A 22,466-nucleotide genomic window follows, 5' to 3' on the forward strand; every position below is an offset into this window, starting at 1 on the left:
GTCACGAAGAACTGGGCGCCGCGGCTCAAGCAGGGCAGGAACTTATAGGCACGCGTTCACAACCGTACGAATACACGGGCCAGAACACGCACCACGGAAATATTGAGAGTAACGTCCCGAGGGTGAGTTCATGCTGACGGTCCTCGCTGCCATCGCCAAAAGGAACGACGTCTACGTCTGCGCCCCAATGTTGACGCCTGGGCATCTACGAACGAAGTAGTCATTGACCGGTTCGTGGACCCCGTAGAGTGCAAAGTCGACCGGTGAATTGGAGGATGAAGTGCGTGCGATTATTTTGGGTGGAACCGGGGCCATCGGCGGTGCGACAGCGGAGCTGCTTGCCAAGTCGGGATGGGATGTGGACGTGACTGGTCGCGATCCGTCCCGAATGCCGATTGAGTTGTCCGAGTCCGGCGTGCGTTTTCATCAAATTGAACGTAATGACACCCGAGGCGTGGAACGTCTTGCGGGGAACGGCGCGGACCTGATGGTCGATCTTGTGGCCTACTCGGCTCCGGATGTTCGGGCGCTCCTTCCGGCGATGGCCTCGATGGGTAGCCTGGTCTTGGTGTCGAGCCGAGCCGTTTACGTCGATGATTCCGGCCGGCACATCAACGGCGACGAGCCACTGCAGTTCACCGGACCGGTCAACGAATTAGCACCCACTCTGCCACCTGCCGCGGACCACGTGGATCCCTTCACCCGGGAAGGTTATGCCCCTTGCAAGGTCGCCGCCGAGAATGCGGCGCTCAATTCAGGGCTCCCGGTCACGGTGATCAGGCCCTCGAAGGTCCACGGCAGGTGGGCACGCAACGCGCGCACCACTGGCGTTGTCGAGTCGATGCTCCGAGGTGATACGAGAATCGAGCTCGCAAATGCCCAGACGATCGACCACCTCACGGCGGCGTCGAATGCCTCAGCCCTGATCGAGACCGTCGCGAATCGTCCCGGCCGCCGCATACTCAACACCGCAGATCCCGACGCCCCCACTGCCGAGGAAATCGTGGGCACCATCGCCGCCGAACTCTCATGGAGCGGACGGATCGAACGTGTCCCTGGTGGGTCCGAACGGGGACGTCACCCGTGGCAAACACCAATGACTTTGGACATAACTTCCGCAATCGAGCTTGGATACCAACCTGTCGGGAGCGGCATCGAGCTCCTCGCCGAAGAAGTCCGATGGGTGTTGTCCCGGATATCCGAGCGGTAACGGTTGCCCAATAAGATCCGCTATCCAGTCACCTAGGTGGTTCAAGTACGGTGTTTTCGAGGCGTGACCGAAGAATAGGCACGCCGGGACCTTGGAGGTGCTGAAGGTACGGAACGCGTCCGGCCATCGTCATCACCAAGGCAAGAGTCGGCCCAGAAACCAGCGGTCCCTCACCCGCTGTGAAAATTCCGTCGTCGGCCCTCAGCTGGAGGCCGGCAGCTTGGGTGCGACTGGCAACCGCAAAGTTACGGTGCGCGTAGAACTCCGCGACGGGAGTCAACGCCTCAACGCTTGGAGTGCGGGAAAGCCCCAGCGGGTGGCGAATGTCTTGGGCGTGCACGACAATCTCCCCCAGATAGGCCGGGGTGTGGGAGGACGGCGCGATGCTGCTGTTGATGACGGCTCGAAACCGCTCCAGGGTCTCGGCCGAAGTGTTTCCGAGATGATCCTGGAGCCGGCGCTGGTTGTGCACATCCGGACGGAATCGCGCGCCGAGCATGCTGCGCAGCCACTGCCACTGGTTCAGGCTCGCCGCGGCAGTGAGATGCGCAACGACTTGCTCGACATCCCATTGCCCACATAGCGTCTCGTGATGCCACTGCTCCAAGCTGAGGCCCGACAAGTCCTCCGCCAGTGCAGCCCGCTCGGCATGCATGAGAGTCCAAAAACTGTCTTCCGAAGATTTTGCCATAACGCCTGTTTCCCCTATTCCGATACGGTGGCTCCAATCCTACGACGCTCTTGTGGACACTTTCAGGCAACACAAATCATCTGCCGGGCGCAGCTGGCATTGGGAATGAACTTGTTTTGACAGAGCCTTCCGCCGCGATACGCGGGAGAACCTGGAAACCGGCGTGTACTCGGCTATCTGGTGCGCACCCCGAAGAGAATGCCGCTGTCATTGAACACGACGGTGTTGTCGGGGGTGATCCATGCCGGGAGCTCGCTGCTTCCTTCGCCGTCCGCTTCGACCTTCTGGATTCTCTTGGTGGTCAGATCCACCAAGACTTTGGCTTGATCGTCGCCCATGGTCCCGTAGGCACGGGTGCCATCTTGGTTGGAGACACCGAGCAAAACCCGTTCTGTACCCTTGCTCCCCTCGAAGTCCACGAGCTTCCCGGTCCGCTTGTTGTATGCGGAATCCTTCATGATCAGGAAATCCCCGTCGACCGAGTTCCGGACGCCCTTGATTGTGAACCCTTCTTCTTTGTTGTCTTCGCGGCGTGTTTGGGTGATCTTGCGGGTTTCCAGATCCACCAGGTAGCTGCCGTGGTGGGGCTTCAGCGAGGCAAAGTAGTAGTCAAAGGAGATGTAGTTGCCGTTGACGGCCAGGACTTCCATGTCGCCGAGCGGGTACTTTTCAAGATGGTCAATGGTCCTGACCACGTCCCAACCACCGGGCACCTTTAGCTCGTGTTCTCCGCTACCTTCCTGGCCCTGTACGACCGGCTCGCCCTTGCTCAGGGCAATAACATTCAGGGGGCCTATCCAATCCTCAGGGAGCCTTTTGGCCTCAGTAATGCCGGCAGGCGTGGCAAAGTATGTTTCCGGTTCACCATCGTTGTCAGTGTCGCCCCAAAGCGGCACCATCTGACCGATGCTCCTGTTGGCGGTTGGATCATCATCATCGAACCCCACACTGGTCTTCTTTTGCTCAAAGTCAATGACTTTTGCGGGGTTGTCGAGTTCGATGAACGAGACTTTGGCATCGGATACATCCTCCGGAGCAGGGGCCTTGTCGCTCGCCTAACCCATCTGGGTCACTGCCAAGAAGTCTTTGCCCTCATGCCGGATGATGCCTTGGGTGATCGGGTAATCATTCTCCGGCTCGCCAGCCTTGGCGATGCGTCCGACAGTGCCTTCGCCGACGGTCGAGCCGTCGTCGAGATTGAACACCGTGACCTTGATGTTGGCCGACTTGTCCTGGCCTTCCACGGAAACAGCCTTGTTGCCCGCGAATAGCGTTTCTCCCCGAGTCTGAAGCGCCCATGTTTGCCCGGCTTCAATGAAGGGTTTCAGGTCGGACGTCACCTTGGCGGCAAAAACCGGGCTCTGGTTGGCTGCAACCGGCTGGGCGGCCACACCAGATGCACCACCAGGATTCGCGGGCGTGCACGACGTGAGCAGTAACGCCAGTGAGACAACTGCTAGTGGAGCTGCGTTGATGAGCCTATTGATTTTCACAGTTTCTCCAAGTTGGCAAGTCGCGTTTGGATAACTCTACCGAATGAACGAATCCTTGAAACGTGAAAGATCCTGTGCCGCAAAGGAGCCGACATTAAACGATCGACTTCACTGGATCGAAGGCGCGAAAGAATGCTGTCTGGAAAAGGTTCCTTTCAAAGGTGAGTTCCGCGGGAATTGTGGCTTCTCGTTTGGGGCTCACTGGCCACCGTTGGCCTACCCAAATGAATATGCAAGAATCTCATCCAAGCCGCTGATCGTCGGCCGAGGACTCGACTTAGGAGCACCACAGATGGGCGCATGGGATGTATCGGTATTTTGCAACGATGACGCCGCGGATTTTTCGTACGAGTTCGATGACGCCAACACCACTGCCGAGGTTGCGACGGTCATCGAAAACGCACTGGACACGGTCCTTCGCTCGGATCCAGAAGTGGAAGCAACCGACGGCGCAGCGGGGTTGGCGGCAGCTGCACTTGTTGTTGCCTGGAATGAACCGGCGATGCTTGAAAACGATGCAGACTATGCGCCGCAGCCTTGGCCACGAACGACCGAACCCTTGCCTGAACATTTGACGGCGAAAGCCGCGAGCGTGCTAGACCGCATGAAGAATGCGGAAGGAAATGAACTGGCTGAATTGTGGGCCGAATCGGGGCAATCTGCCGAGTTTACGGTTGAAATCTCGCGCTGGCGCGCACGTTTCTCATGAGCAAAAGACTTTGGTTCGACTCCTTCGGGAGACTTGTGGTTTTAAACGCCAATTATCGTAGACCCAAGATCCAGAACTCGAGGTAACCTACAAGCCCAATCCCATTGGCGGCACGGGGACCACTTCCTCGGATGACGGGAACGCCGGGTGGGACGGTTTTCGCTGGACCAAATGTCCTTGATTCTTTCGTTTGCCGTGGTGAAGAAACATCAGGCAAATCGTAAGCACGAAGGCCAGGAACGCAAAAAGTCCCAGTGCTATCAAGGTATTTCTGTGCCCCAGGTTCTGGATGAGCACCGAACCTACGATCGGGGCTGCCGCTTGGGCGAGCAAGGACGGCAAGGCGATGTGGCCCATAATTCGCGCGTATTGTTTGTGGCCGAAAAGCGCCAATGGTACGGTCCCGTTGGTGATGGAACTCAACCCGATCCCGACCCCGTAGACAACGACGAGGATCGCCGGCGCCAAAATCCCCATGCCAAGGAAACCGATGGACACTGCCATGGCCAAAGTCGCGGTCAGCAGCGTCCACAATGGGTGGCGCTTTCGCCCGATGAACAATTCAATGAACCGGGCACCCACTTGGGAGGGGCCGATGGCTGCAGCGAGAACGACGGCGGTCGTGCTGGCGATGCCGATGCCCGCAAGCATAGAGAACATGTGGACCGACATCAACGCGGCAATGGAGGTGCTCAGGGCGGAGATGGTCGCGACCAAGACGATCAACAACCATCTGGGGCCCGAGACTCCAGATGCCGCAGGGTCGGTACCTCCGGATCCGCCACCGGGCGCTGGCGCACATGGTTGTCGCGGAACCGTGAGCGCATAAAGGGGGGCAGTGATCACCAGGTGCGCCCCCGCATAGACGAGGGCCGTCCCCCGCCACCCGACCTCGTTCACCAAAAAGGTGCTTAGCGGCCAGCAGATGGTGCTGGCGAACCCTCCAAACAGCGTCAGAAGGGTGATGGCCGAGCGCGCCGAGGAACCATAAGTGTGCCCCAGCACCGCGAACGCCCCGCTGTAGAGGCCGCCACTCATGCCCGATCCGAGGATCACCCACGCGCCAAGGTACCACCACTGGTTGGGGGCCAAGCCGATCATGGCCAGGCCCAATGCGAGTAACAGTGCACTGGCAATCAGGACGGTGCGCCCGTGGTTGCCGGCCACGAGCCGGCCTACTCGAGGTGAGCCGAGACCTGCAATGGCGAGCCCCACCGATACGCCAGCCACGATCAGGGAGCTGTGCCATCCGGTATCTGTGGCGATGGGGCCGGCCAGCGCCGCTAGCAGGTAAAAGGTCGATCCCCAGGATAGGACCTGCCCTATTCCCATGCCGGTGATGACGTAGCAGCGCTTGGTCGTGAATCGTTGGTTGAGTGCCACGGTTAAACCGGCTGGGCGGCGTTGCTGACCGTCTTCGCCGCGGTGCCTTCGCCTGCGGCGAAGACGCCGCGAAGGGAAATCTTGGACGTGCAACCCTGGGCGCCAATGGTGCCCGAGGCGGTGTATCCGGCGGGGCCGCAGCGAATGATGACGTTGAGGATCGATTTGGTCTTGCCGGAGCTCACGGGAGGCCTTTCAAAACGGGTGGGGAACGACGAGTCCGGTGATCCGCATGTTCTCTTCGGTCAGCGCCTTGAAACGAAGTGCCAACGCCTCGGCGTCAGTGACAATCGGGGATTCCGGACTGCTTGACGGGACGCAGCACGAAGCGTCCGTTTCATTGGCGGAAATCTCTGCGGATTGGTCACTGGTTTCCTGGGCAACTGGAGTAGACATGCGTCTTCCCTCGTCTTCTTTGCACTCCCCGACGGGAGATTGACAATTGTCGATATATGCAAGAATACTCAATGCATCGATGTTCGTCGATGTATTGAAATTGAATCTGGAGTGAACTTGAAGTGACACTTACCGTCGTACCCGAAGACACTGGGCACATCACCGCCAAGCTATCCACCCTTGACCGCTACCTGGCCGTCTGGATCCTGGCGGCCATGGCCCTCGGGCTCGGACTCGGGCGACTCATTCCGGGACTCGGCCAGGCCCTGGATTCCCTCAAGGTCGCCGGCGTCTCCCTCCCCATCGCCCTGGGCCTGCTGGTGATGATGTACCCGGTGCTGGCCAAGGTCCGCTACAACGAAACCCGACGCGTCATCGGCGACAAGAAACTCATGATCACCTCCCTGGTGATCAACTGGGTGCTCGCGCCGGCGTTCATGTTCGTGCTGGCCTGGGTCTTCCTGGCGGACCTGCCCGAATACCGCACCGGGCTGATCATCGTCGGGCTTGCCCGCTGCATCGCCATGGTCTTCATCTGGAACGACCTGGCCTGCGGGGACCGCGAAGCGGCGGCCGTGCTGGTCGCCATCAACTCCGTCTTCCAGGTCTTCGCCTTCGGCGCGCTGGGCTGGTTCTACCTCCAAGTGCTGCCGGGCTGGCTCGGGTTGCCGACCACCAGCGCCGAATTCTCCGTCTGGTCCATCACCCTCTCGGTGCTGGTGTTCCTCGGCATCCCGCTCATCGCGGGTTTCCTCACCCGGACCCTCGGCGAAAAGGCCAAGGGCCGCGACTGGTATGAAAACAAGTTCCTGCCCAAGATCGGCCCCTGGGCCCTCTACGGCCTGCTGTTCACCATCGTGGTGCTTTTCGCCCTGCAGGGCGATGCCATCATCGCCAAGCCGCTGGACGTCGCCCGCATCGCCCTGCCGCTGCTGGTCTACTTCACCGTGGTCTTCGGCGCATCCATGCTCATCGGCCGGTCGCTGGGCATGGGATACGCACGCACCACCACCCTGGCCTTCACCGCCGCCGGCAACAACTTCGAACTGGCCATCGCGGTCGCCATCGCCACCTTCGGCGTCACCAGCGGCCAGGCCCTGGCCGGCGTCGTCGGGCCCCTCATCGAGGTCCCCGTCCTCGTGGCGCTGGTCTATGTCGCACTCTGGTCCCGCAAGTTCTTCACCACCACCCCGTCCCTCACCACCCAGAAGGTCTCCGCATGAACACCACCGCTTCCAAGCCCTCCGTCCTGTTCGTCTGCGTCCACAACGCCGGCCGCTCCCAAATGGCAGCAGCCTTCCTGTCCAACCTCTCGGCCGGGCAGATCGAGGTCCGCTCCGCGGGCTCGGCCCCCGCGGACACGGTGAACCCCGCCGCCGTCGCCGCGATGAACGAGGTGGGCATCGACATGTCCACCGAGGTCCCGAAGATCCTGACCACCGAGGCCGTCAAGGAATCCGACGTGGTGATCACCATGGGCTGCGGCGACACCTGCCCGATCTTCCCGGGCAAGCGCTACGAGGACTGGAAGCTCGATGACCCGGCGGGCCAGGGCGTCGAGGCCGTGCGCCCGATCCGCGACGAAATCCGCTCCCGCATCGAGACCCTCATCTCCGAACTGCTACCCGCCACCAAGTAACACCCCCTTCGAATCCCAGGAGTAGAAGACCATGAACCAGACATACCCCGTAGTCGTCATCGGCGCCGGACCCATCGGCCTGGCCGCCGCGGCACACCTGATCGAACGCCACCAGGACGTCCGCGTGCTCGAGGCCGGAGCCACGGCAGGTGCCGCCATGTCCGCGTGGGGACACATCAAGCTCTTCTCCACCTGGCGCTACAACATCGACGCCGCATCCCGAAGGCTCCTGGAAACGCTGACCGACACCTATGCCGGGGACTGGGAAGCGCCCCGGGAAACCCGCCTCCCCACGGGTTCCGACATGGTCGCCGAATACCTGGCACCCCTGGCTTCCCACCCGGCGCTGGCCCCCCGGATCAGCTACGGGCACCGGGTCGCCAAGGTCACCCGCATCCAGCCCGACGGCAGGGGCGTGGACAAGACCAGCTCAAAGAATCGCGAGGATTCCCTCTTCCTGGTCCGCACCGAAACCGCAGCGGGAACCGAGGACGTGCTGGCCAGCGCCGTCATCGACGCCTCCGGAACCTGGAACATGCCCAACCCGGTGGGACGCTCGGGCCTCGAGGCCATCGGCGAGGCCGAGGCCCGCGCGGCAGGTTTCATCACCTCTCCCCTGCCCGATCCCCTGGGTGCGGATCAGGATTCCTTCGCCGGGAAAACCGTCCTCGTGCTGGGCGCCGGGCACTCGGCGGCCAACACGCTGATCAGCCTCGGCCGCCTGCGCCAGCAGCACCCGGACACCACCGTGCTCTGGGGCCTGCGCGGGGCGGCGAACCCGGTCCGCCTTTACGGCGGCGGGGCGGCCGACGAGCTGCCGGCCCGCGGGCAGCTGGGCACGTCCCTGCGCCGCTTCGTCGAAAACGGGGACATCACCATCCTCGAAAACGTCTCCGTCACCGCCCTGGAAACGGGCGACCGGTTGACCGTGGTCCTGGCAGACGGCCGCAGCCTCGTCGTTGACCTGGTGGTCCCGGCCACGGGCTTCCGCCCCGACCTGGCAATCCTCTCGGAACTCCGTTTGGACATGGACCAGATCGTGGAGGCCCCGCGCGAACTCGGCCCGCTCATCGATCCCGAGTTCCACAGCTGCGGCACGGTCACCGCCCACGGCGAACGCATCCTGGCCCACCCGGAGACCGACTTCTACATCGTCGGCATGAAGAGCTACGGCCGTGCCCCGACCTTCCTCATGGCCACCGGCTACGAGCAGGTCCGCTCCATCGCGGCCTCCCTGGCCGGGGACCGCGCGGCCGCCGACGTTGTCGAACTGGAACTGCCCGAAACCGGGGTCTGCTCCACCGACCTGGGCGGGTCCTGCGACCTGCCGGCCGCCGGCGAACCCGCAGCCAGCTGCGGCACCCCGGAACCCGAGGCCGAGTCCGAGTCCTGCTGCGGCACCCCCGAGCCGGCCACCATCGGGTTCGCCACCGGAACCCTGCACGGCCACGCGGAACTGGCCAGCGGGAAATAGATCATTAATCGGAAAAGAGAATGCGAGGGTCGATCCGCAAACGGTCGTTTTCAACGCAAACAAAATTGACCTTCAGGATTGTCATTTTCTGAAGGCAACTGCACTGTACTTTCACAACTTCAGGAGGAACGGCTAACAGGCGCTATATGGTCGTTCCCCGGAAGCAGGTCAGCACCTTCATCGACCTTAGATTCATCGATGATGCGCCCAAGCTTCAATTGGCGGACGGAAGGCAGAAGGAGCGGCAACAATTCACCGACCAGGCCAGCGCTTACCAGGAGGATCGCCGGACGGCGGCTCAAGCACTCAAAGCCGAATCGGTCCGAAGCCGCGAGGTACTGGCCGCGCCATGCGGCGCCCTAGCCGTCCTATAGGAAAAGCCGCGTCGTACTGGAACAAAACCGACACATCAAAGTTTCAGGATTTCAAGGAGTGGGCCGGCGACGGACCCTGAAGGCATGCATCGCCGGGTGCCAACCCGGGACCGGGTTTCTCACGGACGGATGAATCACCGTGATATCCGGGCAGTAGCCATGCGAACGCTTAGCATTACGGTGAATCAGCCAAACCGAGGGCCCACCGGCACCCAGCTGGCATGGCGTTGTCGTCGGCCCAGAGGTGGGTGGCTCCCTGGCCGGGGCCCCGGCCATCAGGTGCATGGAACCGTCGGAGCTGGAGCTCGCCATGGGTCCTACGACTATCAGTGGATGACGGTTCCGGTGCCTTGGATTCGTCCGTTGACATCGATCTGCAGCCGGCATTGCTGCAGTGGCGCCTCCAGTGCGCCGGAGAGGTCCTGCAGGGTGGAAGTGTCGATGCGGTGGATGATTTCCTGGATGTCCGCCCTGTCATTGACCGTCACCTTCAAGGTCAGGTCTGGGGACATGGCCGTTCCGCGCAGCAGTGCCGCGGAAGTGGCGACCCCGGGCAGTGTGTTGATCTGGCGTTCGACGGCAGCCGTCAGGACGGACGGATCACAGACGGTGAATCCGGCCCCGCCATCGTCTTGGAAGCGGTAGGCACCCGCTGGGTTCTTCCTTGGGACCTGGGCGATGATCCACAGCAGCCCCAGGACACCGATTATGGTTCCGCAGACCAGCATGATGGGCGCCACCCACGGAGACGCCAAGAATGCATCGAGGTCACCAGTGAGCACGGGTTGCCCCGAGGGAGCGGTGCCCAGCAAGGTATGCAGTTCTCCGGTGGCTTGCAGAAGCAGTGCGGTGCCGGCGACCAGGATGAGGACGCCGAGAATTGCCAGCCAGATCCGGTTCAGCGTTCCTGCGGTCTGTCTCATTGGAAACTTCCTTCAGGGTGGGCGGGTGCGTGGTCTCAGGTTCTGGACTGTACCGCTGCGGTAACCTGCGGAACCGGATCGAGTCCGGTTTCTTTCAGGCGGGCCCGGACAGCGTCGGTGACCCGGGTTCGCAGGTCCCCCGGATCATGCAGGAACGTCTTCACACTCAGGTGGACACTCGTGGTGGTGGCTGTCGCGACGGCCGAGTCGACGCCATCGATCTGCACGCATCGGGCCTTGGCCAGGTGGGCGACGGCGCGGCGGGTCATCACTGTTTCTCGCTCCTGCACCGGTGACGTCCCCTCGCCGGCGCCGGCGCCCGCAACATCGACGGTGAGGGCACTAAACCTCCCGGGAATAAAGGCACACAGCAGTAGGATCACGCCCACGACGATGGCGGCGAACCCGAGCCCCTCGACGGAGGGGTCGTTCCATGCCAGCGCGTTCAGCCAGCGGCTCGTGATCCTTGCAGCAGGGTGGACCACGAGCCGCTGGCCAGCCGGCTGATGGCTAACCACGCCAAGGAGATGCCGACTGCCAGAAGCAGGGTTCCGGCGATCAGAGCCGGGACGGCACGGCTGGGTCGGTGCCGCAGGCTCGTTGAACGTTGGTTGTGCCGGTTCATAGCAGCTTCCTGCGCCCGTTGGTGCCGGTGGTCAGCCAGGAGATCCTGATGTCGACCTGCCGGACTTCAACCCCGGTCAACTCCGTGATTCTGGTCCTGATTCGTTGGCGCAACGCCTCGGTGGCCTGGCGCAGCGGCACCGGATACAGCATCCCGACCTCGACACGTATGGTTGCGATGTTCCCGGCGAGTTCCACGGACGCCTTGGGCCGGGCCGACAGGTCCGCATGGCCTCCGATGCCCAGGAACCCGCCGGAGGAACCGCCCGCGGATGATTCGTCGCTGGCGATTTGTCCGGCGATCTTTTCGATCACCTTGTCCGCCAGGAACGTTTGCCCCCGCGAGCCCATCTCGTCGAGGTCCGCACCCCGCCGACCCGCCCCGGGCAACGGCAGCGCGTGGGATCCTTGCGGATTCATCGGCTCGTTGCCTTACCGAACAGGGCCTGCATGTCCAGTTTTCCCTCGGCGGCCCGACCGACCAGCAGGCCGATGAATCCGAGGATCACGGTTGCCAGCAACGCCAGCCAGCCGCCGAAGCCCAAAACGATTCCCAGCACCAGGCCTATGCTCAGGCACCAACGTGTAGTAGACATAACCATCCTTTTCCTCATCGTCCCGGTACCCCCCATGGGGGTGGGTACCGGGCAGGGCGCTTACTGGAGTTCGGGCTTCTGGTCCTGGTGGTCTTGCTGGTCGTCCTCGGGCAGGTGAACATCGGTGACGTTGATGTTCACCTCCAGCACTTCCAGCCCGGTGGCGCGCTCAACAGACTGGATAATGTTGCGGCGGATCCCCTGGCTGAGCTCCACCACGGAGAACCCATACTCGATGACGATGGAGACGTCGATGGCCGTCTGGCGTTCGCCCTTTTCTACGCTGACGCCGCCGCTGACATTGGTCTGGGAACCGGGAATGCGTTCGGTCAGGGCGCTGAACGCCCGGCGCGCCGCACTTCCCATGGCATACACGCCGGGAACTTCTCGGGTGGCCACGCCAGCCAGCTTCTGCACGACGGTTTCCTCGATGGTGGTGTCCCCGCGTTCGGTGTGCAATGCGTCCATCATCTTCGTTTGCTCCTGTGGTGCGCGCCGCCCCTGCTCCTCCGCGGTGGCCATGACGCCGCTGGAGCTTCCGGGAATCTTGGGTGCATCTGTCATGGAAAACATCTCCTCGTGGGATGAGTGATCGTGCTTACAAAGTTAAAGACGAAACATACCGGCCATCGTCACGCGGTGGGAAGAATTTGTTTTGGAATGTTTGCCTAGAATCACTTCGGACCAGTTCCGGCCGATGCACGCCTATGGCATATTTGGGGCAAGCGCCGGTACCCTGCCGGGCGGGACGGACGGGTTCGTGGAGGAACGCAGAGAATACGTCGAACCGGAATTGGATGATGAAGGAAGCATCGTCGCCCGTGCACAGGACGGGGACTTGGCAGCCTTCGAGCATCTCGTGTTGGCCTACCAGGACCGGTTGTTCCGGCTGGCCTACCGGCTGCTCAATGACCGCGGCGAAGCCGAAGACGTCGTCCAAGAGGCCCTGACGGCCAGCTGGCGCGGGCTGCCAATGCTCCGGGACGTCCAGGCCTTCGGCGGCTGGGTCTACCGGTTGGCCACCAACAGGTGCCTGGACCTGTTGCGCAAGCGTTCCGCACATCCCGAAACCCCCACCGACCCGGATGGCCTCCGGGCGGCCACGAACAGCTGGTCGACTGCCGAGCAGGCGGGGACCGACCCTGTCTACGAAGCAGAACGAACAACCCGCGACGAAAGGCTGGCGGCAGTCCTGCACACCCTGCCCCCGGAGCAACGCGCCTGCTGGTTGCTGCGAGAAATGCATGGACGCAGCTACGCCGAAATAGGTGCCACACTGAAGATGGATCCGACAGTGGTCCGTGGCAGGCTTGCCAGGGCACGGCACCAGATAGCGGAGAGGATGAGCGAATGGCGGTAGAAGAAGCCCCCAGACTGGGTTGCAGACGCAGCATCGACCGGATCTGGGCCACCATCGGCCTCCCCCCCACTCCGCATGAAAAGACCTGTGAACTATGCCAATCGGCCCGGGCCCGGCTGGAAGAACTCAGCGAGGCAACCCGTTCGCTGCGGGAAAACGACTTGCACAACCCGGCAATGAAACCGCGCCTTGGCATCACGAAGGCCATCATGGATGTGGCCCGGGCAGAGGTCCGCCGCATCGCCAGGATCCTTCTTCACACCTCAAGGGAGGGGAACACGGAGGTCAGTGAGCAAGCTTTGGCATCCGTCATCCGAATCGCAGCCGCGGAGATCCCCGGGGTCCACGCACGACGCTGCCACATCGACATACGCCCAGCCAACAACGATCCCTCCTGCGACATCGCCTCGCCCGGATCAACCGGCACCGCACACCACCCAGGCCCGCACCTCATTGTCACTCTTCGCGTGGCCGCCGCAACCGGCATCAATATCCCACGCACCGTTGATGCGTTGCGGCAACGCATCGGCACGGCAATCCCGGCCTGCGTCGGGATCGGCACGGGAACGATCAATATCACTGTGGAGGATCTCTACGATGTCTGAACAACCCATCCCGGGCCAGATCGTCACCGGCAAGCTGATCGCCTCCCTGGCAGCCCGGACGGCACTGGAAACCCCGGGTGTGCTCAGGACCGAGCCCACCGTCCAAGGGCTCCTGACCCGGCTCGGTCCCGCCGTCATCCGGAAATTCAGTGGTGCCGGAGGCCCTGACGGGGTTTTCCGTGATGACGGGGTTACCGTCACACTCAGTGGTGGCACGGCGCGGGTCCATCTCGACATTGCCACCGACATCGCCTACACGGCTCTGAATGTCGCAGAAGCTGTCCGGGAACGCATCCGGGAGACCATTCGCCACACGGGATTGGTGCCCGGCGAGGTCGAGATCAGCATCCTTGCCATAGAATGCGACCGCGGTACAACCACCGAGTAGCCGGAGCACCCTCCATTGCACCAAGCCATTCGGTCGCGCAGCACACTGATACGTATGGGAAAGCAACACGATCTCTCTACCTTGAACACTCGAGTGGGACACCACGGACTTGATTGGTATTCACTCTTTCAGAGGGCACTCCGTCGGCATGCGCATCGATCTGCACGTCCCGCCGGCCGATCAACACCAGCGTGGGAATCCACACCTTTGCAAGCGAGTCGCACGTGGATTCGGCCCACAACTCACGGGCAAACGGCAGATTCGCGGGCGCCTCGAAACTGGCCAAGAGCATCCTTACGCTCTCGGGCAATCCCGGGTCTAGGTCCATTGGCTCTCCGACCGCATAGCGCGCGGCGGCATCCTCGACCTTCGACATCAATTCGGACCCACCGGGGACCTTGGCGAGCTGGACTGCCAACTGGGACAGCAACACATCCCGTTTCGGTCGGCCGGGAGGAGCTGCCAGCACGATCCCGGCGAAGGGGATGTCCTGCGTGGCTGTGGCGTAGTGGAGCACATGGAGTGCACCCTCGCTGTTGCCGAGACCGACGATTCGTGAGGAGTCGACGAAGTCCGCCCCGGCGAGCACCCGAACGGCCGCAACCAGCTCATCCAGATGAGATTGCATGCTCATCGTTCCGCTGAGCATGGTGACGTTTTCCATCGCATGGGGCCGGATGCCCACTTGTCATAGCGGAGCGAAGCGATGCCGACACGGGCAAACGCGTCCGCGAAAAGCCGCCCGCTGCCATTGCCGCCGGGAAGCAACGGCGAACACCAGGCCGAAGAAGAGACGACGGCCCGACGGACGGTACTGGTTACCGGAGGTTCCCGATTGCCGGACACTGCATCCTCCAGCTCCTCGTAAAGGGATGTCTCGTGCGCACGAGAGTACGATCCCTCGGGCGAGAGCCCGACGTCCGGCCGGTGCTCACGGCCGCCTGAATGGTGGGTGGCGACTCCTTGGACTTCGTGGCGGCCGACCTCACCGGAGGCGCTGCGTGGGCCGAAGCCGTTTCCAGCTGTGATTTCGTGTTGCATGTGGCCTCCCACGTTCAGGTGGAAAACGTCGAAGATGAGGACGACGTCATTGTTCCTGCCCGGGAAAGCACCCTGCGACCCGCTACCCTCAGCCCGCGATGGCGGTGTCAAGCGGGTCGTACTCACTTCCGCGTTCCATGCTGTCGCCTATGGCTACGCAGGAACGGATCACGAGTTCAACGATGAGGATTTGACGGTTCTCGATGGCCCCGGCGCTCCCCCGTACTCCAAGAGCAAGACCCTTGCCGAGCGTGCCGCATGGGATTTCATGCCCGCCGAGCGCGGAGGAATGGAACTCGCCACCATCCTTCCCGTTGCCGTCATGGGACCGGTGATGGGCAGCAACATTTCCGGATCGAACCGCATCATCCAACGCCTCCTTGAGGCGGAAATGCCGGGATATCCGAACCTGTGGATCCCGATTGTCGACGTCCGCGACGTGGCGAGTGCGCATGAGCTGGCTATGACAACGCCCGAGGCGGCCGGCCAGCGTTTCCTTCTCTCCATCGGACCGGCGATCCCCATAAATCAGATCGGCTCGATTCTGAAGGAAAGCCTCGGAGAGGTAGCCAAAAAACGTCCTGACCGGTCCATTCCTGATTTGGTGGTGCGAGTCGCTTCCATCTTCAACAAAGAGTTCCGCGCCCTCCATCCGGATCTGGGCTTCGCCAGGAAGATGACCCGCGATAATGCCAACCGCATACTGGAGTGGCAGCCCCGAAGGCCCAGGGAAGCAATTGTTGCTGCCGCCGAGATCCTTGTCGAGAAGGGACTAGTCAAGGTTTGACGAGGCGACGGAAGGACGCAGCATGGATCTGGAGACTGTTCACCACATGCCATCGGAGAGTCCGATCTTCCCTATCTGGGCCGATGCAAGCCAGGCCCTGGCCACAGAGGCTCCATGTCCTCGAACCGGCAGCGGCAACTGGCAACCCCGAAGCCCGATCAACGGTGCAGCCGGAGCCCGGAGGATTTCTTCCGGGCCTTGGAATACTTCTTCACCGCGGTACGGGCGATGTCTTTTTCAATGCGCTGTACCCGGCGGTAAGCGCGGACTGTTCCCTCGGGCAATCCGGGCTCCGAGACCAGCTCGTCTAGGAAGGCACGAACCATGACACTGTCCTGGTGGTCCCCCAGAATACTTTGGAGCCGGTGAGTCTTACGGGAGATCTTGCGCGCGCGCTTTCCGTGGATTTCCGTGACGGATTCCGCGGCGTGCCGCAGTCGTTTGGCGTCCTTGCGGACCTGGTGGAGCGCGGTGTCGCGGGTGCCTCCGGCCTTGGCGCGCACAGCGGCCTTGTGCGAACGGTCCAGGCGCTTGGCCGTCTTGTTGACCAATCCGGCAGCCTCCTTGTGGGCGGGCTTGGAGGCCCTGGCTTTGGTCGGTGGATGGTCGCGGAACTGCTCGAGGTCGTCGAGGAGCCGGTAGTAGCGATCGGATTCAAGGGCCTTCAGCAGCTCCCTGTAGTCGACGTTGTATGCAGTGCCGAGTTCTCGCTCGATGGGTTCGGAAACCGGCCCGGCCCTAAGCGGCTTGGGCAATTCGCCGATGTGCCGGCGGAGCCGTTCGCGCATAACCTCGACGTCGCGTGGACGGCCCAGCATCCGGGTGAGCCATTTCAGTTCGTCTCCGAGCCTACGGACTTCCATTGCAGTGAGGAGGCTCGCGTAGGTCGAAAGGACCGAGCGTATCCGCCGGGTCGCCGATCTCATCTGATGGATGGATTCCGGTTCCCCCAACCGCACACATGGGTCCTCGGAGAGAAGTTCGCCGATTTGTACATCCAGGTATGCGGCCACGACGTCGAACGCGGGCCCCTTCTTGCGCGGCCGTCCGGTGCCTGTGGAACGTTCGGTCGGGTAGGCGCCACCGAGCGCGCGGGCCAGTTCGGAGCCAGGGCTGGAACGGACCGCACCCGTTGCGGTCAGCGTTTCCTCGGCCGCAACGAGCAGGTCCGTGCCGCCGTGGACGAGCATCAACTTCCATTCGCGCCATTCCATGCCCGGGCCCGGCGGGTGCGTCGATTCGGCATGGATCCGGTCGTCGGCGAAGTCGGCAAGGTGCTCCCCTCCGGGTCCGTAGAGCCGGCAAGTGCTGCGCAAGGTGCCCAGACGTGCGATGGGCAAGAGGTCTTCGCCGCGGGTGTAGGCGAGCACATGCGTGAGTAGTTCCCGCGGCACTGCATCCGGCTGGCCCAGCGGAGCGTTGAGTTCCTGTCCTTGGGCGGACCCGTGGGGGATGCTGAGTTGCCACCCGTGGTCGATTCCGCCGGTGCGGCGCCGAAGGGTGATGCGCCTGGTTGCCAAGGCAAGGGTTTCCGTGTCGAAATAGACGGCGTCGAGCCGGGAATCGACCGGGGCTTCCACCCGTTCCACGCCCTGGATATCCGGAAGCTCCGGAAAAGGTGTCGATGCGCCGGCGTCGTAGGAGTGTTCCGTTCGAGGGTATCCGGTGGGCTGCATGGTGTTCAGGACCCCGTCCCGGTCACGCCTGGCAACGTCGCGGACGAATGGGGCAGGGTGCTGAGGTGGCTCTGGATCTTGTTCACGCTTGGCGTCCTTTCCCGGAACTGCAGGGGCATTGGGTGGCACATGTAGGCAAGTCCCGGGGTACGGTCGTCGGTTGCCTCCACCCCGATTCTAGGACCCGGAGAACGCCCCTGCCAGAGCTGTACATTGACGCCAATGTACAGCTCTGGCAGGGCCGTGCGTGCCCGATCATCGAACCTCGTGCGAGGCGGAGTCTGCGTGCCGAATTCGTGCATCCGTGGCGCGGCCCGGTGCCGGTGCCATTGCCTCAACTGAAGCCGTACCAAGTCGGGCAGCGTTTTGCATATAGCACGGGTTCATGGCCAGGACAGCTGGAGAAAAGCTCGGATTGTTGATCCTTCCGCTTTTCCTGTTGGAGATACTCGCCGGAGTTCTGGCAGGCGCTGGTGTCGGTGCCGTCCTTGGTTTTGTTCTTGGCCATTTCGATGGCCGCAACTCCCGACGTTTCGAGGGGCGGGAGTCCAGTGGGCTGGGCCTTGATCCCGACACGGGGATCGGTTGAGTTGCAGGATTCTTCTCGCTTAGCCTCGGACTAAGCCGTAGGCAAGGCCCGCGGCGCGCTGGCCACACGCTACGATAATCTCTCCCTGACCTAACGATTTACCGCCGCCCTCCACATCATGCTCAACTGCAGCGCGGCCATCGAGGAGTACGAACCTAGGAGACACCCGTTAGGGTTTGTGAGTCGATGACGATCCGCATTGCTTGCCTGACAGTTCCATGTATGCCGCCGCACCGCCACCCATTTGGCACGGCGGTGCGGCGGTGGGTCAGCTTTCGTTGGGCGGTTCTCGTTTGACAACGCCTGACGCTGCTGCGCAGCTGAATGCAGCGTGTCAGCCCTGCACCAGAACGATGGCGACCGCTAGGGCGAGCAGTACCGCGGCGACTGATTCAAGCGTGACCGCTCGCCTGAGGAACCGCGCTTTGTTTCCATTCTCGTCCCGAGCCTTGGCAATGATGTCGACGAGAACTCTCGCGATCTCCGACTCGCCCTTTTCTGCCGGGGCGCCCATTGCCTCCTGGGTCGCGGCCGCACGCAACGATTCGATGGTGACCTCCTGGTACGTCTCAGGGCGGGCAGCGATGATCGCCAAGACGGCGGCACCCATGAACGCGACGAGTGTGGCGCCGAGCACCAGGCGGGCCAGATCGGGCAGTTCATGCCCCGCAGCTTTGGTCACGAGCGCAGCAAGCGCGAAGAGTAGCGTGGCCAAGGCCCCGGATGACGTAATAACACCGATGGCACGGGCCTCCAATGAAGACTTCGTGCTGCGCTCCTCCGCGAGCTGGTCTTGCACCAGCTTCATCACAGCAGCCGCTGAAGTTGAAGCTGCCTTTGTTGTGTCCGCGCCCGGGCCTGGGACAGGCTCGGGCGCCGTTTGAGAGGTCATCATCTACCACCGTTTTCGTGAGCGCTCAAGACCTCCAGAGTCACCGCTTCATCCGTCACGTGGGACACCCGTGCGCCCACTTCGTCAGAGCTGCTGCTTATCACGGCGATTTCGTCCGCCACCTTGAAGGACAGCTGATCTTCAGCTTCCTCGCTCATCGAGATCAAGACAAACTCTCCAACTGCAATTTCGTTGCTGAGGCGGCCAGGGACGATCTTGATGACGTCCCCTACCTTTAGTCCGGGGAACTCGTTGACGTTCACATAGCCCAAGTTCATTCCGAAAGGACTGTCGTTTTCCGTCATTTCATGTCCCCTTCACGCACCAGTGGATGAGAGTCATTTTTGTCAGTATCCGTTCTCTGCGCGAGCTGGGCAAGGCCTCGTGCTTACTCACAGTCAATGATCGCGACAACTCTGCCCGCCCTTGTGGTCAGAGTTGTCGCGAGCAAAAACAAATGAGGCACGTACTTCATTTCGTGGGCATTAACAGTGAGCCAACACGTAAGGTAGGCGCCGGGATGGCGGCTGAGTATGATCAGGTCCATCGCTGCGCCTGCCAGCCCGGAAGGCTTGAGGGCACCACCACCGCCCGTGCCCTCAAGCCTTCCGGGCAACGTCGTCCGCACGGACGCCTTCATCTGTCCAGCTGTTGGCTTGAGGGTCAGAATGTGACTGGGACATTTTTGGATTTTGACGGAGACGGCCGTGCCGAAATCCCCATCAGCAGCCAGTGGGGCATCGGACTAATGGGCACGCGGTCGGCGCGCTGACCGCCACGCAGCCCAACGGCACCAGCTTCGGTGGCTGGCTGGGCTCTGGCTCTGGCTCTAGAGAGTAATTCCAAGGGGTGACACTGCAGGCGGGGGTCCAGAATCGGCGTATCTACCCTACGTCATACTTTTGGAGGTTGACGTGGACGCCATCTGGACACCCTTGCCACGGCATTCTATGCTGCAGCGGATGACTTGTTGAAGGCCCATCCGGAACGGGTTCCGTACCGTCCGCGTATCGGGATCAGCCCGCGTATTTCGGACGCCGAGCCGATGACGCTGGCGTTGATGCAGGCACTGTTGGGCTTCGTGTCCGAGGCCCGCTGGCTGCGCCATGCCCGGGAGCATTTCGGGGGAATATTTCCCTACCTGCCCGGCCAGGCGGGATACAACAACCGCCTGCGGAGGCTTTATCCGACGATGACCTGGCTCATGGGCACCCTGGTGCGGCCACCGATGTCGGTGCGGATGATGTGTGGTTGGTTGATTCAGCCCCGGTCGAATGCGGGCACTCCCGCGAGACCGCGCGGCATTCGGAGTTGGCCGGCTGGGCGGAGTACGGCTATTGCGCCTCGCATTCGCGTTGGTTCTGGGAGGCTGCGCCAGCACCTGGTCTGTCCCCTGCAGGGGCTGCCGGTTGCCGTCGATCAGGGCGTGGATCTCGGTGGTCAAACCGCCCCGGGGCCGGCCCACGGCATGGTCCGCGGGCTCAGTCGGCAGATTCTTGTCATCCGGCAGGTCACCATGTGGGGGGGGCACAGTGGAATCCACCGACACCTCACAATTGATCGGGCCCTTCGCCTCCGCATGGCCCAGCAGGGTCGCCAGGACCGAATCCCGAGTGCCGTCACCGGCGTAGCGCCGGTGACGCTTCCTCGCGGTCTTCGACGAACCTAAGTGATCGGGCGGATCGCACCACGGGATCCTGGTCCGGTAGCAGTGGTTGATGCCCTCAGTCATCAACCGGTGGTCATTGAAGGGAACGGTATAACGGGATTTCACCCGCCAGTCCGTCCCAACCCGGTTGCCCGGGATTAAGAGACACGCCCTGGTTGCTGTTACTGCCCTGTTCCTGAGGGACGCAAACTTGCCGGCAGTGGTGGCGGTCGGCGTTGTTTTCTCCCTTGCTTCCTCCTTTGGAACCTACATGGTTGCTGCCAAGTTCCTCCGGCACAAGGCAGCCAAGGAAGCCAGCGAGGCTGCCCTCGATCAGTCCGAAGGAAACGACTGTGGCATCGACTTGCGCAAGTTCCACGCAATAGGTATTGGTCCCGTGTATGGGATTCGCGGGACTAGACCTATTGCTTAAACGGACGCTCCGGTCCGGGCGCGGTGGCTACCTGGCTGCCCGCTCCGGAAGCAGCGCCCGGGCATCGGCATACCCGTCGGCGACAAGCGTCGTCGGGACACCGTAAACCCGCACTGCACGCGCGGCGTCTTCCCAGGCCGGCCAGCCGGGATCCCCCGTGGCTATGAAGGACACGGCGCTGCCGTGGACCTCGTCGGCCAGCGCCTGCGGCGGATCGGTCCCCGCGAGCGGTGCAATGTGCTCGGCACCGAGGCAGTCGAACATGAACGGAACGTCCAGGCAGTGGCATGCGTTGCCCATGGTGGGCGAGTTCCAGGCAAAGCGGTACAGCCAGGTCGGGGCCTGCGAGCCCTCGCGCAGTTCGGCGAGGTTCAGGGCCGGTGCCCGGAACATGTGGTCGGTGACGTACTGTCCCACGAGGTCCGCGGTGCCCAAATCCGGGTGGTCCGCCACATAAGCGTCGATGACCTCGGGTTCGGCGCCCACCGCACCCAGCACGCCCGCGGCCGGAACGCCGGACAGCGCCTCCCCCGCGCCGGCGAGGACCATGCCGAACTCGTTGTCGGTGGTGCCGAGGATCAGTTTCTTGTCCGCGCCGATGCCGGCGGCAAGCGCCTCGGTCGTCGGCATCGGGATGAGATCGCCGTCGACGACGGGCCCGAGGGTGAGGCCGTCGCCAAGCATGGCAGCGAGCCCGGCGATTGGGTCGGCTTCCCCGTCGCCGCCGCCGATGGTCGATACCTGGCCCTGCAGCGCCAGGATCTCGGCTTCCGTCAGCGCGGACAGTCCGGCCACGGTCGGGGCGACACCGCCGAGTTCGGCCAGCTTCCGGCCCAACGCCTCCGCGGCGGCCATCGTGGTGCCGGTGGGCGGGCCGGAGAGTGAAATCACTCGGTTGAACAGCGGCTGGGCGCGCGGGCAGCCCAGCAGGGTCAGCACCGCACCGCCCCCGGCCGACTGGCCGGAGATCGTCACCTTCGACGGGTCCCCGCCGAAGGCCGCGATGTTGTACTTCACCCATTCAAGGGCCAGCAACCAGTCCAGGACGCCGCGGTTGCGCGGGGCGTCCTGGATCCAGCCGAACCCGTCGAATCCCAGGCGGTAGGACACGGTGACGGTGACGACGCCGTCGCGGTTGAACGCTGCGCCGTCGTACCAGGGGCTGGCGGGCGAGCCCGCGACGTAGCCGCCGCCGTGGATCCAGACCAGCACCGGCAGCCCGGCCCCGTTGGCCGCAACGGGGCTCGGGGTGAACACGTTCACGTTCAGCGTGGAATCGCCGGGGATCGACGGCTCCGGAATGAGCGTCACCTCGGCCAGCGGCTTGCGCTGCGGCGTTGCGCCGTACCTGTCGGCGGGGCGAACCCCGGACCAGGGCCGGTGTGGCACGGGGGCGGCGAAGCGGAGGTCGCCGACCGGCGGCTCGGCAAAGGGAATGCCCAGGAAGGCCGCGGCGCCATCCCTCCAGGTGCCGCGGACGGCGCCGGACCGGGTGGCGACGACGGGCTGTTGTGGGTTCTCGGTCATGTCCGGTG

27 protein-coding genes and 1 pseudogene are annotated in these 22,466 nt (G+C 63.0%); 11 read left to right on the forward strand and 17 right to left on the reverse strand.

The annotated features are described in order from the left end of the window. Positions 1–268: 268 nt before the first annotated feature. Positions 269–1,210 carry an NAD-dependent epimerase/dehydratase family protein gene (locus JOF47_RS07280; RefSeq protein ID WP_209996951.1) on the forward strand — a complete coding sequence of 314 codons (942 nt, stop codon included), beginning with the start codon at positions 269–271 and terminating at the stop codon, positions 1,208–1,210. A 28-nt stretch (positions 1,211–1,238) separates the two neighbouring features. On the opposite strand, the gene JOF47_RS07285 is transcribed toward JOF47_RS07280, so the two are convergent. The 3 genes from JOF47_RS07285 to JOF47_RS07295 all read right to left on the reverse strand — a co-directional run bounded on the left by JOF47_RS07285 (position 1,239) and on the right by JOF47_RS07295 (position 3,394). Beyond that, positions 1,239–1,901 carry a maleylpyruvate isomerase family mycothiol-dependent enzyme gene (locus tag JOF47_RS07285; RefSeq protein ID WP_209996952.1) on the reverse strand — a complete coding sequence of 221 codons (663 nt, stop codon included), beginning with the start codon at positions 1,899–1,901 and terminating at the stop codon, positions 1,239–1,241. A 173-nt stretch (positions 1,902–2,074) separates the two neighbouring features. After that, positions 2,075–2,848, reverse strand: a complete 774-nt coding sequence (locus tag JOF47_RS07290) for a hypothetical protein (RefSeq protein ID WP_209996953.1) — start codon at positions 2,846–2,848, stop codon at positions 2,075–2,077. A gap of 108 nt (positions 2,849–2,956) precedes the next feature. Continuing rightward, positions 2,957–3,394: a hypothetical protein gene (locus tag JOF47_RS07295; RefSeq protein ID WP_209996954.1), complete on the reverse strand. Its 438-nt coding sequence runs from the start codon at positions 3,392–3,394 to the stop codon at positions 2,957–2,959. Between the two features lie 43 nt (positions 3,395–3,437). On the opposite strand from JOF47_RS07295, the gene JOF47_RS07300 reads away from it, so the two are divergent. Then, positions 3,438–4,103: a DUF4259 domain-containing protein gene (locus JOF47_RS07300; protein WP_209996955.1), complete on the forward strand. Its 666-nt coding sequence runs from the start codon at positions 3,438–3,440 to the stop codon at positions 4,101–4,103. An 87-nt stretch (positions 4,104–4,190) separates the two neighbouring features. Here JOF47_RS07300 and JOF47_RS07305 read toward each other — a convergent pair whose 3' ends face one another. Genes JOF47_RS07305 through JOF47_RS07315 form a run of 3 tightly spaced genes read right to left on the reverse strand, consistent with a single transcriptional unit; the run spans position 4,191 to position 5,882 of the window. Beyond that, on the reverse strand, positions 4,191–5,486 hold the full coding sequence (locus JOF47_RS07305; protein ID WP_209996956.1) for an MFS transporter: 1,296 nt from the start codon (positions 5,484–5,486) through the stop codon (positions 4,191–4,193). A gap of 2 nt (positions 5,487–5,488) precedes the next feature. Further along, positions 5,489–5,671: a hypothetical protein gene (locus tag JOF47_RS07310; protein ID WP_209996957.1), complete on the reverse strand. Its 183-nt coding sequence runs from the start codon at positions 5,669–5,671 to the stop codon at positions 5,489–5,491. A 10-nt stretch (positions 5,672–5,681) separates the two neighbouring features. After that, positions 5,682–5,882 (reverse strand): hypothetical protein, encoded by a 201-nt coding sequence (locus JOF47_RS07315; RefSeq protein WP_209996958.1) that lies wholly within the window; start codon positions 5,880–5,882, stop codon positions 5,682–5,684. A 122-nt stretch (positions 5,883–6,004) separates the two neighbouring features. Here JOF47_RS07315 and arsB point away from each other — a divergent pair, with 122 nt between their 5' ends. From arsB to JOF47_RS07330, 3 genes are read left to right on the forward strand one after another with little or no spacing between them, the layout of a single operon-like run. Beyond that, entirely contained in the window at positions 6,005–7,105 is a 1,101-nt protein-coding gene (gene arsB, locus JOF47_RS07320; protein ID WP_342592729.1) for an ACR3 family arsenite efflux transporter, read from the forward strand. Then, the gene (locus JOF47_RS07325) at positions 7,102–7,521 is read left to right on the forward strand and encodes an arsenate reductase ArsC (protein WP_209996959.1); all 420 of its coding nucleotides are present in this window, start codon (positions 7,102–7,104) and stop codon (positions 7,519–7,521) included. The genes arsB and JOF47_RS07325 overlap by 4 nt, the downstream gene beginning before the upstream one ends. 31 nt (positions 7,522–7,552) lie before the next feature. Next, positions 7,553–8,995 carry an FAD-dependent oxidoreductase gene (locus tag JOF47_RS07330; RefSeq protein ID WP_209996960.1) on the forward strand — a complete coding sequence of 481 codons (1,443 nt, stop codon included), beginning with the start codon at positions 7,553–7,555 and terminating at the stop codon, positions 8,993–8,995. A 700-nt stretch (positions 8,996–9,695) separates the two neighbouring features. Here the strand turns inward: JOF47_RS07330 and JOF47_RS07335 are convergent. The 5 genes from JOF47_RS07335 to JOF47_RS07355 form a co-directional block, all read right to left on the reverse strand. Beyond that, positions 9,696–10,292, reverse strand: coding sequence for an Asp23/Gls24 family envelope stress response protein (locus JOF47_RS07335; RefSeq protein ID WP_209996961.1), 597 nt, complete (start codon positions 10,290–10,292; stop codon positions 9,696–9,698). Positions 10,293–10,327: 35 nt separating this feature from the next. Continuing rightward, on the reverse strand, positions 10,328–10,810 hold the full coding sequence (locus JOF47_RS07340; protein WP_209996962.1) for a DUF6286 domain-containing protein: 483 nt from the start codon (positions 10,808–10,810) through the stop codon (positions 10,328–10,330). Positions 10,811–10,913: 103 nt separating this feature from the next. Continuing rightward, the gene (locus JOF47_RS07345) at positions 10,914–11,336 is read right to left on the reverse strand and encodes an Asp23/Gls24 family envelope stress response protein (protein ID WP_209996963.1); all 423 of its coding nucleotides are present in this window, start codon (positions 11,334–11,336) and stop codon (positions 10,914–10,916) included. After that, positions 11,333–11,512 carry a hypothetical protein gene (locus tag JOF47_RS07350; RefSeq protein WP_209996964.1) on the reverse strand — a complete coding sequence of 60 codons (180 nt, stop codon included), beginning with the start codon at positions 11,510–11,512 and terminating at the stop codon, positions 11,333–11,335. The genes JOF47_RS07345 and JOF47_RS07350 overlap by 4 nt, the downstream gene beginning before the upstream one ends. Before the next feature lie 60 nt (positions 11,513–11,572). Next, a complete protein-coding gene (locus JOF47_RS07355; RefSeq protein WP_245356643.1) occupies positions 11,573–11,983 on the reverse strand; it encodes an Asp23/Gls24 family envelope stress response protein in 411 nt (136 codons plus the stop codon). A gap of 289 nt (positions 11,984–12,272) precedes the next feature. Here JOF47_RS07355 and JOF47_RS07360 point away from each other — a divergent pair, with 289 nt between their 5' ends. From JOF47_RS07360 to JOF47_RS07370, 3 genes are read left to right on the forward strand one after another with little or no spacing between them, the layout of a single operon-like run. Further along, positions 12,273–12,872, forward strand: a complete 600-nt coding sequence (locus JOF47_RS07360) for an RNA polymerase sigma factor (protein WP_209996965.1) — start codon at positions 12,273–12,275, stop codon at positions 12,870–12,872. Beyond that, positions 12,863–13,477, forward strand: a complete 615-nt coding sequence (locus JOF47_RS07365; protein ID WP_209996966.1) for an Asp23/Gls24 family envelope stress response protein — start codon at positions 12,863–12,865, stop codon at positions 13,475–13,477. Before JOF47_RS07360 ends, JOF47_RS07365 begins: the two co-directional genes overlap by 10 nt. Beyond that, on the forward strand, positions 13,470–13,865 hold the full coding sequence (locus JOF47_RS07370; protein ID WP_209996967.1) for an Asp23/Gls24 family envelope stress response protein: 396 nt from the start codon (positions 13,470–13,472) through the stop codon (positions 13,863–13,865). The genes JOF47_RS07365 and JOF47_RS07370 overlap by 8 nt, the downstream gene beginning before the upstream one ends. A 76-nt stretch (positions 13,866–13,941) precedes the next feature. Here the strand turns inward: JOF47_RS07370 and JOF47_RS07375 are convergent, their stop codons facing one another. After that, complete coding sequence (locus JOF47_RS07375; protein ID WP_209996968.1) at positions 13,942–14,529, reverse strand: alpha/beta hydrolase family protein; 588 nt, start codon at positions 14,527–14,529, stop codon at positions 13,942–13,944. A gap of 411 nt (positions 14,530–14,940) precedes the next feature. Between JOF47_RS07375 and JOF47_RS07380 the strand changes: the two genes are divergently transcribed. Further along, positions 14,941–15,693, forward strand: a complete 753-nt coding sequence (locus JOF47_RS07380) for an NAD-dependent epimerase/dehydratase family protein (protein WP_209996969.1) — start codon at positions 14,941–14,943, stop codon at positions 15,691–15,693. Positions 15,694–15,851: 158 nt separating this feature from the next. Here the strand turns inward: JOF47_RS07380 and JOF47_RS07385 are convergent, their stop codons facing one another. Next, on the reverse strand, positions 15,852–17,369 hold the full coding sequence (locus JOF47_RS07385) for a CYTH and CHAD domain-containing protein (RefSeq protein ID WP_209996970.1): 1,518 nt from the start codon (positions 17,367–17,369) through the stop codon (positions 15,852–15,854). Between the two features lie 385 nt (positions 17,370–17,754). Here JOF47_RS07385 and JOF47_RS07390 point away from each other — a divergent pair, with 385 nt between their 5' ends. Beyond that, positions 17,755–17,958, forward strand: a complete 204-nt coding sequence (locus JOF47_RS07390; protein ID WP_209996971.1) for a hypothetical protein — start codon at positions 17,755–17,757, stop codon at positions 17,956–17,958. A gap of 334 nt (positions 17,959–18,292) precedes the next feature. On the opposite strand, the gene JOF47_RS07395 is transcribed toward JOF47_RS07390, so the two are convergent. After that, on the reverse strand, positions 18,293–18,766 hold the full coding sequence (locus JOF47_RS07395; protein ID WP_209996972.1) for a hypothetical protein: 474 nt from the start codon (positions 18,764–18,766) through the stop codon (positions 18,293–18,295). Positions 18,767–18,849: 83 nt separating this feature from the next. Then, positions 18,850–19,155, reverse strand: coding sequence for a hypothetical protein (locus JOF47_RS07400; protein ID WP_209996973.1), 306 nt, complete (start codon positions 19,153–19,155; stop codon positions 18,850–18,852). A gap of 620 nt (positions 19,156–19,775) precedes the next feature. Between JOF47_RS07400 and JOF47_RS22485 the strand changes: the two are divergent. Next, positions 19,776–20,261, forward strand: a pseudogene (locus JOF47_RS22485) (transposase family protein); the annotation flags it as partial. A 331-nt stretch (positions 20,262–20,592) separates the two neighbouring features. Here JOF47_RS22485 and JOF47_RS07405 read toward each other — a convergent pair. Together JOF47_RS07405 and JOF47_RS07410 are read right to left on the reverse strand one after the other, a co-directional pair. Then, positions 20,593–20,877, reverse strand: a complete 285-nt coding sequence (locus JOF47_RS07405; RefSeq protein WP_209996974.1) for a hypothetical protein — start codon at positions 20,875–20,877, stop codon at positions 20,593–20,595. Between the two features lie 81 nt (positions 20,878–20,958). Continuing rightward, complete coding sequence (locus JOF47_RS07410) at positions 20,959–22,458, reverse strand: carboxylesterase/lipase family protein (RefSeq protein ID WP_209996975.1); 1,500 nt, start codon at positions 22,456–22,458, stop codon at positions 20,959–20,961. Positions 22,459–22,466: the final 8 nt, after the last annotated feature.

The organism is Paeniglutamicibacter kerguelensis (genome assembly GCF_017876535.1).
Classification (GTDB): domain Bacteria; phylum Actinomycetota; class Actinomycetes; order Actinomycetales; family Micrococcaceae; genus Paeniglutamicibacter; species Paeniglutamicibacter kerguelensis.